Here is a 10,905-nt window from a genome sequence, read left to right as displayed (position 1 = left end):
CTTATCCGCTGGGGGCCGCACAATGGCCGCGTTTAATTAACCAGAGTGCATGAGAATTCCGGTGGCGACAAGGAACTCGGCGAAATAAAGCACTTCTTGCGGGTTCAGAGGTGGAGGGGCGGCCTCTCGGGCCGCCCCTCCACCTCTCGGGGGATCGCCAGTTGGTTCAGTGGGGGTCAGCGTCCGTCGGGGACCCGCTCGACGAACGGCGCCAGCAGCCGCGGTACGGCGGTCTCGGCGAGGGCGATTCCCTGGCTTTCGGTCAGGTCGTGGACCTTGTAGACGCCGTCGCCCGCGGCGGTGGTGGCGCCGAGGGTGAGCAGCCCCTTCCGGCGCTGGAAGGCGGACCGGGTGATGGTCCAGCCGATGATGCCGTCGCGCTGGAGGGCGGCGGTGCGGTGGGCGAACGTACCGCAGGAGGCGACCAGATAGCGGCCGCGGACGCCGTGGCCCAGGGTGCGGTACGCGTCGAGCGCGAACCCGATCAGGATCGGCATCACCACCGCACCGGAGAAGAAGCCCGTGACGACGAGCCACGAGCCGAGCCACAGGCCGAGGCCGACCTGGACGGCGACGATCAGGGCCGTCCAGAGGAGGGCGCGGTTGACCCGGCGCCACATGGCGGCCTGCGGATGCCGGGTGAGCCCCGTACGTTCAAGGAGGCCCGGGCCCGTCTGCAGTGTCTGGGCGGCGACTCGCAGGGCCTCGCCGCGCGGGGTGGGCGGGGTGAGGGCGCGGCGCCTGCGGTTGTCCTCGAGGTTGCCCAGGCCGCTGGCGACGGCGTTGAGCTTGGCGCCCTTGGCCCAGCGCAGCGGAATCGGCTCGACCAGTTCGAGGCCGCGCAGCCGCCGTTCCTCGATGCTCACGGAGCGGGTGGCCAGCAGTCCGCGGCGGACCCGGAGGATTCCGCCGTCCTCGCGGCGCAGTTCGTAGCCGTACCAGTTCTCGATGAAGGTGGCGGTGGAGCCCGCCATGCCGAGGGCGGCGAGGACGACGACGGCCACCAGGATTCCGTACCAGAGGGGGACGGAGCCGAAGCGGTGCTCCAGGTCCTTGACGATGCCCCATTCGAGCGGGTCGACCTGCATCTCGTGCAGGGTGCGGTACACGCTGCTGGCGGCGATGAGGACGCCGCCGACGCCCCAGACGGTCAGCGGGCCGTACCGCAGCCAGGACCAGTCGAGTTCGCAGAGGCGGCCGTCGCTGTCGGCCACCGGGCGGGCCTGGCCCGCGTCGCGCAGCTCGATGATGCGGCGGCGCAGCTCGCGGGCGTCGGCGTGGGTGATGCCGTCGAGGGAGAACCTGCGCCCGGCGCTGTCGCTCTGTTCCCCGGTGTCGAGCCGCAGCGTGGTGAGGCCGAAGAGCCGGTGCACCGGGTTGGCGGTCATGTCGACGCCGCGGATACGGGCGACGGAGATCGAGCGCCGGCTGCGGAAGACCAGGCCCGAATGGAGTTCGAAGCGGTCCTCGGTGAGCCGGTAGCGGGTGGTGAACAGCCGCATCAGCCCGATGCCGCTGATGACCAGGAAGGTCACGAACAGCGAGCCGAGGGTGATGATGACCTGGAGGTTGGTCTTGCCGCCGGTGAGCGCGAGGCTGGCGAGGAACATGGCCAGCGGTGCGGCGAGGATGGAGAGGTTGACCAGGAGCAGCCGTCCGTTCAGCCGCTCCCAGTCACGGCCGGCCGCGTGGGCGGGCCGCCGCACGTCGGTGTCGGACATCACGTGGCGTCTCCCGGTACGGCCTGGGTGGTCCTGGTCAGGTATTCGACCAGATCCCCGGCGACCTTGTGGTCGATGCCCTTGATCTTCACCGCGGCGGCGGAGGAGGCGGTGGTGACGGTGATGCCGGAGAGGCCGAACATCTGCTGCAGCGGGCCGCGCAGGGTGTCCACCGTCTGGACGCGGGACAGCGGCACGACCCGCCACTGCTGCCAGAGCCACCCGGAGGCCGCGTACACGGCCTCGTCGGTGGCCTCCCAGCGGTGCACCCGGTAGCGCCATGCGGGCATGACCGCCACGTAGAGGATCCCGGGGACCAGCGAGATCAGCGTGGCCCACATGAAGAACGTCCGCGTGGGGGGAATGGTCGCCCACAGGATGCCGAAGGTGAGTGGCAGGGGCAGGGCGAAGAGTGACGACTGCAGCGTCCACCAGCCGAGAGCACGGCGGTCGACCCGGTGGCGAGGAGGCCGGAGCCTCACGTTGTCGTTGTGTTCCATTGCTTCACCCTGTTCCTGCGTCAGACGTCGTCGCGCCTGCCCCGTCCGGGACTGGTGGACCATGAAACCAGGCCTGGTTCAGACCGAGGCACCGCTGGTGACCGGCTCGGCCGACTGGCCGCCGGTGGTGTTGCCGGTGTCCAGCTTGCGCATCTTGACCAGCAGGACCGCGGTACGGGTCAACACCATGGCCAGCGACATGAAGACGAACGCGTTGGCGTAGGTGTCCTGGCCGCTGATCTTGTAGTCGATGGAGAACTTGACCAGGTCCATGGTGAACCAGTGCTCGGCGCCGTAGGCGAAGATGATGCGTCCGCTGGAGAGGACGATCCACACCAGGGCGTAGCCGATGCCACCGATGGTGTACAGCTCGCCGGAGGAGGAGTCCTTGAAGGCGGGCAGCAGCACACCGGCGATCAGGCCGCAGATGACGCCGGTGCCGACGCCGAGGAGCTGCAGGGACAGGTCGTTGCCCTTGGTCGGGAACGAGTTGACGAAGATCGCGATGACCACGGCGACCGCGATGACGGAGCGCGCCATGCGCATCGTGGTGATGCGGCGGCGGCCGATGTCGGTCGCGAGGATGATGATCAGAATGGTGCCGCTCGCGATCAGCGCGGACATGAACTGACTCATCTGTGGCATAGGTGACCTTCTTTCAAGCCAGGGGACGAGGTGCTGCGTGGCTTGACACGTGCTGTCCAACCGACATCAACGCTAGAAGCCCGGCGCGCGCCACGGGACGACCGAACGGTGGGTTCCCGCTGTCAACCGTCCGGTGGACACGGTGGACACGCGTGGTAGTACTGAGGCCGTGCGCACTCACTTTCCGGGGGAGGATTCGGCGACCGGCGCGTATTACGGTCCCGAGTCCGGAACCCGCTGGTTCGGCCTGTGGGACGGCTTCTTCGCCGTTTCCTACCTCGTCACCGCGACCCTGCTGCTGCTCTCCGGCGGCTCCCAGCCGCTCGCCGCCGTGGCGATCGGCTCGTTGACGCTGACGGTTCCCTGGTACGCGGCGCTCGGCCGCGCCCTGATGGTCCAGGACACCTACGGGCCGCGGAACCTGGTCTTCGCGATCGGGCTGGTGGCGCTGTTCTCCCTCACCACCGCGTTCAACCTGGTGGGTGCCTTCGCCCTGTTCGCGGTCATCCCGATGCTGATCATGAGCCTGCCGATGGGCTGGGCGGTCGCGATGGCCACGACGGCCAATCTGTGCCCCGTCCTGGTGGTGTGGGTCAGCGGTGAGGCGCTGGGCCTGAGCGTGTGGGGCGTCCTGCCCGTCTCGCTGCTGAGCATCGCGCTCTCGGTGCTGCTGGGCCTGTGGATCAAGCGGGTGGTGCGGCAGAGCAAGGAGCGCGGGCTGCTCATCGAGGAGCTGCGGCGCAGCCGGGAGCGGGTGGCCCGGCTGTCCCACGAGGCCGGGATCTCCGCCGAGCGCGAGCGGCTGGCCCGGGAGATCCACGACACCCTCGCCCAGGGCCTGACCAGCATCATCAGCCTGGTCCAGGCGGCGGAGTCGGAGGTGTACGGCACACCGGACCAGGCGGTGAACCATCTGTCGCTGGCCGGGCGGGTGGCCAAGGAGTCCCTTGCCGAGGCCCGTGACTTCGTGGCGGCCCTCACTCCGCCCGCGCTGCGCGGCGGCTCGCTGGTGCAGGCGGTGCGGCGGCAGGCGGACGGGCTGATCGCCGAGACGGGCCTGGAGGTGCGGTGCTCGGTCATGGGCGAGGAGCAGCCCATGCCGATGGCGGTGAGCGTCGTGCTGCTGCGCTCGGTGCAGGAGGCCATCGCGAACGTCCGCAAGCACGCCAAGCAGGCCCGTACGGTGGACGTGATCGTGGCCTTCGACGAGTCCGGCGTGCGGCTGCTGATCCGCGACGACGGCGAGGGCTTCACCCCGGACGGTACGCAGGAAGGGTACGGGCTGCGCGGCATGCAGGCCCGGATGGAGGAGATCGACGGAATGGCGTCCATCACCAGCAGCCCCGGGCGGGGCACCACCGTCGAGGTGAACGTGCCGGCGACGGCGCTGGCCGGGGAGGCGGCGCATGGCTGAGGAAGCGCCGAACGGGCCGATCAGGGTCCTGCTGGCCGACGACCACCCGGTGGTGCGGGAGGGGTTGAGCGCCATGCTGGAGTCCGCCGACGGCATCACCGTCGTCGGGCAGGCCGGTTCCGGTGAGGAGGCGGTGGTCCAGGCGACGGCGCTGCGGCCGGACATCATCCTGCTGGATCTGCGCATGGGCGGCATGGACGGCGTCGAGGCCACCACGCAGATCCTGCGGAAGGAGCCCGGCTGCAAGGTCGTCATCGTGACCACCTACGAGGACGACTCCGACATCCTGCGCGCGGTGGAGGCAGGCGCGGCGGGCTATCTGCTGAAGGGCAGTTCACGCCAGGAGCTGATCGGCGCCGTCCAGACCGCGGCGCGCGGCGAGACGGTGCTCACCCCGTCGCTGGCGGGCAAGCTGCTGCGCACCCGGGTGGCCGAGCCGTCCCCGCTGTCCGGCCGTGAGCGCGAGGTGCTGCGGCTGGTCGGCCAGGGGCTGACCAACGCCGAGATCGGCGCGAAGCTGTTCGTGGCGGAGGCCACGGTCAAGACGCATCTGCTGCGTTCGTATCGGAAGCTCGGCGTCTCCGACCGCACGGCCGCGGTGATGACGGCGTTGGAGCGCGGGCTGCTGTCCTGACCGTGCCTATACGGGGCCCGTCAGGTTGCTGTCGGAGAGCTTGGCGGGCAGGTCGCGGCGGCGCTTGACGTTCAGCTTACGGTAGATGCGGGTGAGGTGCTGCTCCACCGTGCTGACCGTGACGAACAGCTTGGAGGCGATCTCCCGGTTGGTGTTGCCGTGCGCGGCCAGCAGCGCGACCCGCACCTCGGCCTCCGTCAGCGCCTCCACATCGCGCTGCGCCTGGGCGTCGCCGCCCGGCTGGGCGGAGGCGGGGCCGAGTTCGCCGGTCTCCGCCTGCCGGGGCATCAGCTCCCGGCACAGCGGCTCGGCGCCGCAGGTCTTGGCCACGTGCCAGGCCTTGCGGACGAAGACCCGGCCCCGGTTGAAGTCGCCCAGCGCGCGGTAGGCGCGGCCGAGTTCACCGAGGGCGATGGCCAGCTGGATGCGGTCGTCGCCGCCCTCCAGGACCTCGACGGCCTCCTTGAGCCGGGGCAGCCGCCGCCTGAGCTGGTCGGTGCGGGCCAGGACGACCAGCAGGGCGCCGCGCTGCCGGGCGTCACCGGCGCCCCGGCGCAGCTGCTCCTCGGCGAGGGAGCGGGCCTGGGCGGGGTCGCCGAGGGCGAGCCACGCCTCGGCGGCGTCCAGCCGCCACGGCGCCAGCAGGGGCGTGTCCATGCGCCAGGACTCGGCGAGTTCCCCGCAGGCGGTGAAGTCGCCGAGGGCGGCGTGGTAGCGGCCGGTGGCCAGGTGGCAGCGGCCGCGGGCGCGCAGGTAGTACAGGCCGGGCACGGTACGGAACAGCCCGTCGGGCAACGGCTGTTCGAGCAGCGCCAGGGCCTCGTCGTGGTGGCCCATCCCGGTCTCGGCCTGGATCAGGGACGACAGCAGCAGGCCGAGGCCCACGCCCCAGCCGGGTGCGGGAATCCGCGCCAGGGCGCTGCGCGCCTGGTGCGCGGCCACCTGCAGATCGCCCTGGCGCAGCGCGATGTCGGCCCGTACGGCGGACAGCACCGCCTGCCAGGCGGGGACGCTGCGGGAGGAGCACTCGCCGAGCAGGCGCTCGCACCAGGACAGGGCGAGGTCCAGGCGGTCCACGACGACGAGCGCGTACAGGGCGATGACCAGCGGCTGGAGGGTGTTGTCGCCCAGGTGGTAGCGCTGCAGGACGCGCTCGGCCTCGATGATCGCCTGGTCGGCCCGGCCCTCGGTGAAGGCGGCGGTCAGGGTGGCGGCGGCGTGCGCGTGGGCGAGGTCGGCCACGTCGTGGGGCGAGCCGGCGGTCTTCGCGGCGCCCGCGCCGAGGGTGGGGAGGCGGTCGCGCAGCGGCGGGCTGAGCATCGTCAGCCACTGGACGGAGGCCGAGAGGGCGGCGCACATCGCGGGGTCGCCGCCGTCGCCGGCGCCGGGGCCCGCCGTGCGGCTCAGCGCGGTGACGGCGTCGGCGGCCGCGTCCAGCCGCCCCGACCAGGCGAGGTAGGAGGTGATGGGGGCGATGTCGCGCGGGGCGAGCCAGCCCTTCTCGGCCTCCTCGGTGAGCGAGGGCAGATACCCTTCCGCGACGGCCGGGCCGACCCGCCAGGCGACGCTGACGAGCCGCGCCTTGAGGGCGGTGCGCGTGGGTCCGGGCTCACACGCGCGGTGGGCGTGTTCGAGGCAGCGGAGCGCGACGTCGAGTTCCTTCTGCACCAGCGCGTATTCGGCGGCCTCGCGCAGCACCGGAACGGTCCAGGGCTCGCCGTCCTGGCGGGCGCGGACCAGGTGGCGGGCGACGTCGAGCGCGGAGGCGCCGTCGGCGTGCAGCAGCCGGGCGGCCCGGGTGTGCAGGTCGTGGCGTACGGCGGCGGGCGCCGCGTCGAGCACGGCGGTACGGGCCACCTCGTCGCGGAACCGGCCGTGCTCCAGGACGGCGCATTCGTGGAGGTCCTGGACGCCCTGTTCGACGGTGCCGACGCTCAGGTCGAGCAGGCCGCTCAGCAGCCGGGGGGACCGGGCGTCGCCGAGGACGGCGACACCGTGGGCGATCGTCGCCACATCGGGCTCGCCGCGGTACAGACAGCCGATGACGGCCTGGGCGAACGCCTCGCCGGGCGTGGGGCGTTGCAGCGCCTCGCCGTGGTCGCCGCCGGCCCGCCAGTCGTCCAGCAGGGCGCGCAGCAGCAGCGGGTTGCCGCCGGAGAGGCGGTGGCATTCGGGGGCGAGCCGGGAGGCGACGGTGGCGGACAGGGTGTTCGACAGCGCCTCGGCGACGCCCGCCTCGGTGAGCATGTGCAGCCGCATGCGCACGCAGTTGGGCTGGCGGAGCAGTTCGGCGTGGAAGGTGAGCTGCCGCTGGCGCAGCCGGGGGGATTCGGTGAGGACGATGAGCACCCTCGCCTGGCGGACCCGGCGGGCGAGGTGGAGCAGGAATTGCAGGGAATGGTCGTCGCCGCAGTGCACATCGTCGACGGCGATCACGAGGGTGCGTTCGTCGACCAGCCGCAGCAGCACCGAGGAAATCTGGGACATCACATGCATGCGCGCCGCGGCGGTGCTCTCCGGACCGATACCGGAAAGCAGGGCGACCGCCTCGGCTCGGACTTCCGGGGGCATGGCGGCGTTATCGAAGATCTTCCGGAGAATGCCGAAGGGCAGGTCGCGTTCGGCCCGCGAACCGGTCACTTCGAGGAGCAACGCGCCGCTGTCGATCGCGTGTTCGGCAAAGCTGTCCAGCAGCCGGGTCTTACCGCTGGCCACCGCGCCGCTGATGAGCGCCAGCCGGCCCCTGCCCTGCGTCGCGCCGTGCAGCATTTCGCGCAGGACGGAGAGACGGCTCTCCCATTCGAAAAGGTTTGCGGGCACAGAATTCATCCCCCGATGACGCATCACCTCATGCCCTCGGCCGGTGGTGCCGAGGGCAGAAAGGCGACGTGTGGCATTTCGTTTTGCGTTGCGATCGTGCTGACGAACCGCCCCCCGGGCGAGGACCGGGTCAGGGCCTCGGTGCCGAAAGCGCCTCGGACAGCAGACTCGTAATCTCCGCTTGATGGTTGGCCAAGAAGAAATGACCGCCGGGGAACACCCGGATGTCGAACGCGCCGGTGGTGTGCGCCCGCCACGCCTCCGCCTCCTCCAGGCTGGTCCTGGGGTCGCTGTCGCCGGTCAGCACGGTGATCGGCGCGCGGACGGCGGCGCCCGGCTCGGAGCGGTAGGTCTCGATCGCCTTGTAGTCGCCGCGGATCGCGGGCATCACCATGCGCAGGATTTCCTCGTCCCCGAGGACCCGGGCGTCGGTGCCGCTGAGCACCTTCATTTCGCGCACGATGCCGTCGTCGTCACGGCGGTGCACATTCTCGTCCCGGTAACGGGACGGCGCCCGGCGGCCCGACGCGAAGAGGGCGACCGGGGAGAACTCCGGGTCCGCCGCCTCCAGTCGGCGCGTCACCTCGAACGCGAGTACGGCGCCCATGCTGTGGCCGAAGAAGGCGATCGGCAGATCGAGCCAGGGCTTCAACTCCGCGGCGATGGCGTCCGCGTACTCGCCGATGTTTTCGATCCGCGGGTCAAGACGCCGGTCCTGACGCCCCGGATACTGCAGCGAGAGGACGTCGATGTCCGGCGAAAGCGCCTGGGACACCGGGAAGAAGAACGATGCCGAACCCCCGGCGTGCGGCAGACAGACCAGCCGCACACGGCTGTCGGGTGCCGGATGAAATCGTCGTATCCAGACGCTGTCTTCTCGCTGAGCACCCATGTACGTGAAAAGTCTTTCCCTCATCAGCTTCGCCGTCGCGAACAGCCGCTCAACACACCCGCACGCTTCGGAAGACGAGTCGGAACAGGCTGCCCCTAAATGTTCTAACACGACAATTGATGTAGGGGGCACCCCTAATGTGAGGGGTCACCCCCACGGGTGGGGTCCTGGAGCGCGGGCTGCTGCCGCGCGCCCCCAGCGAGCGCCTGCGCCAGGTCGTCCAGCGCCTCCACCAACAGGTCGGCGCTGCGCACCGCCACCCCCTGCCGCTCCCCGGCGCGCTCCTGCCAGTGCTCCAGCGACTCCTGTACGGCGGTCCAGTCCAGCGGCCGCCGCTCCCGTATCGCGTCCACGGCCTTCGGGACCGCCGTCCGCAGCGCCGCCGCGAACTCCTCGGCCTCCTTCGACGGGGCCGCGTCACGGTCCGGCAGATGCGCCTCCAGCAGCATCGTGACCCGGCCCGTGGTGGACAGCGCGGTCTGCGCCGCCTGTGCCGCCCGGCGGCCGAGACCGCGGTGGCGCACCGGTTCCCGGCGGGCCCGGGCCTCCAGCTGCTCGTAGTCGGTCCGCGCCGCCCGCGCGTCCAGCAGCGCCTCCCGCACCTGGCGGGGGCGGCGCTCGGCGGGGCGGGCGTGGGCGTCGAAGACGGCGATGGCGTACTGGCCGTTCCTGGCCAGCCAGTCGGCCAGCCGATCGCGCAGCAGCGGGGTCTCCCAGGCGGGGAAGAGCACGTACGCGGCCATCGCCACGAGCCCGCCCAGCAGCGTCAGCGCCACCCGCGCCTGGACGGTCTGGCCGACGGCCGCGCCCGCGATGCCGAGCAGGAAGACGACGTAGGCGCTCACACACGCGGAGGCCACGATGAAGCCGGTGCGCAGCAGCAGATACATGAAGGCGGCGCACACCACGGCCAGCGCCGCGCTGACGTACGGACCGGGGTGGGCCAGCGACACCACCACCCCGCCGATCAGCACCCCGGCCAGGGTGCCGCAGAAGCGGGCGACGCCGCGCGAGAAGGTCTGGCCGAAGTCCGGGCGCAGCACCATCACCGAGGTCAGCGGCGCCCAGTAGCCGTGCCCGAACGGCAGCACGGCGCCCAGCAGATAGCCGCCGACCGCCACCACGCTCAGGCGCACCGCGTGCCGCAGGATCCGCGAGTCCCAGCGGGCCTCGCGGCGCAGGGCGCGCAGCGCCACCGGTATCAGTCCGGGGACGGTGGGGCGGGGCAGATGACGGCGGTCCTTGGTGCCCTCGGCGGTCACCGCCTCCACCCGCTCGTCCGAGGACTCCACGACGTCGTTCACCAGGGCCATCAGCCGCAGCGCGGCGCGGCGGGCCGCCCCGTTGAGCATCGGGCCGCTCTCGGGCACCTCCAGCACGGCCATCGCTTCGGGCGGCAGCCGGACCGGCTTGCTGCGGCGGATGGCGTGGGCCACCGCGTCCAGCACGGTGGCGGTGGCGGCCAGCAGCTCACGCACCCGGTCGCGCTCGGGCCCCAGCATCGGGGCGCCGACCACCGGGTCGGCCATCGAGGCGAGCACCGGCCGGATCCGCTCGGCCAGCAGCCGGTAGCCGCGCAGCTGGCGCGGGCGCCGCTTCGCCGCGCGCGCCGTGACGGCGGCGGCGCTGCGGGCGTCCATCAGCGGCTGCGGGTCGAACGGTGCCTGCGGGTCGTGGCGCAGCCGCCGGGCGTAGTCGGCGACGGCGGCGAGCGCGTCCGCGAGGGCGTCGCGCTGCACACCCCAGGGCCGCACCGGGAGGAGCACGATCAGCACGGCCTGGACGACCCCGCCGAGGCCGATCAGCGCGGCGTGCTCCAGGGCGCCGAGCACCGAGGTGGGGAGGGTGACGGTGACCAGCATCACGGCGACCATCTGGGTCGACACCAGCCCGGAGACCGGGCCGACCGCCCACGACATGCCGGTCAGCAGCGTCCACACGGCGAGCATCACGACGAAGGTGACGGTGTGGGCGGCGGCCAGATAGCCGAGAAAGGTGGAGACCGCGAGCAGGGACGCCGCGGCCAGCGCCAGCTCCGGGCGCGGCCGCCAGCTCTTCTGGAAGGTGGCGATCCCGGCGGAGAACGCGCCGAACGCCGACGACACCGCGAGGGTGGGCGAGCCGAACCAGAGGGTCAGTCCGATGACGATGGCCACCCCGCAGGCCCCGCGGGCGGCGACCAGCGGCTCCAGCCGGATGCGCTCGATCGTCAAACCCGTCCGGGCCGTCTGCTTCAGCGCGTGTGACCAGCTCATACGGCGAGACTACGACCTTGATCT

General features: G+C 71.7%; 8 protein-coding genes. 2 read left to right on the top strand and 6 right to left on the bottom strand.

Annotated features, from left to right (window positions below; genetic code table 11):
• Window positions 1–176 precede the first annotated feature (176 nt).
• From ABZ562_RS06800 to ABZ562_RS06790, 3 genes are all read right to left on the bottom strand, one after another.
• Window positions 177–1,721, bottom strand: a complete 1,545-nt coding sequence (locus ABZ562_RS06800; RefSeq protein WP_361474950.1) for a PH domain-containing protein — start codon at window positions 1,719–1,721, stop codon at window positions 177–179.
• Window positions 1,721–2,221: a PH domain-containing protein gene (locus tag ABZ562_RS06795; protein ID WP_361474948.1), complete on the bottom strand. Its 501-nt coding sequence runs from the start codon at window positions 2,219–2,221 to the stop codon at window positions 1,721–1,723. Before ABZ562_RS06795 ends, ABZ562_RS06800 begins: the two co-directional genes overlap by 1 nt.
• A 78-nt stretch (window positions 2,222–2,299) precedes the next feature.
• The gene (locus tag ABZ562_RS06790; RefSeq protein ID WP_361474946.1) at window positions 2,300–2,866 is read right to left on the bottom strand and encodes a hypothetical protein; all 567 of its coding nucleotides are present in this window, start codon (window positions 2,864–2,866) and stop codon (window positions 2,300–2,302) included.
• 169 nt (window positions 2,867–3,035) lie between these two features.
• On the opposite strand from ABZ562_RS06790, the gene ABZ562_RS06785 reads away from it, so the two are divergent.
• Window positions 3,036–4,280 (top strand): sensor histidine kinase, encoded by a 1,245-nt coding sequence (locus ABZ562_RS06785; protein ID WP_361474944.1) that lies wholly within the window; start codon window positions 3,036–3,038, stop codon window positions 4,278–4,280.
• Complete coding sequence (locus ABZ562_RS06780; protein ID WP_361474942.1) at window positions 4,273–4,914, top strand: response regulator transcription factor; 642 nt, start codon at window positions 4,273–4,275, stop codon at window positions 4,912–4,914. Before ABZ562_RS06785 ends, ABZ562_RS06780 begins: the two co-directional genes overlap by 8 nt.
• A gap of 6 nt (window positions 4,915–4,920) precedes the next feature.
• Here ABZ562_RS06780 and ABZ562_RS06775 read toward each other — a convergent pair whose 3' ends face one another.
• The 3 genes from ABZ562_RS06775 to ABZ562_RS06765 form a co-directional block, all read right to left on the bottom strand.
• Window positions 4,921–7,743 (bottom strand): AAA family ATPase, encoded by a 2,823-nt coding sequence (locus ABZ562_RS06775; RefSeq protein ID WP_361474940.1) that lies wholly within the window; start codon window positions 7,741–7,743, stop codon window positions 4,921–4,923.
• Between the two features lie 121 nt (window positions 7,744–7,864).
• Window positions 7,865–8,626 carry an alpha/beta fold hydrolase gene (locus ABZ562_RS06770; RefSeq protein WP_361474986.1) on the bottom strand — a complete coding sequence of 254 codons (762 nt, stop codon included), beginning with the start codon at window positions 8,624–8,626 and terminating at the stop codon, window positions 7,865–7,867.
• A 134-nt stretch (window positions 8,627–8,760) separates the two neighbouring features.
• A complete protein-coding gene (locus ABZ562_RS06765; protein ID WP_361474938.1) occupies window positions 8,761–10,881 on the bottom strand; it encodes an FUSC family protein in 2,121 nt (706 codons plus the stop codon).
• Window positions 10,882–10,905 lie beyond the last annotated feature (24 nt).

It is taken from the genome of Streptomyces sp. NPDC019937 (assembly GCF_040631655.1).
Classification (GTDB): domain Bacteria; phylum Actinomycetota; class Actinomycetes; order Streptomycetales; family Streptomycetaceae; genus Streptomyces.
This window is presented reverse-complemented; position numbering and strand designations above follow the sequence as displayed.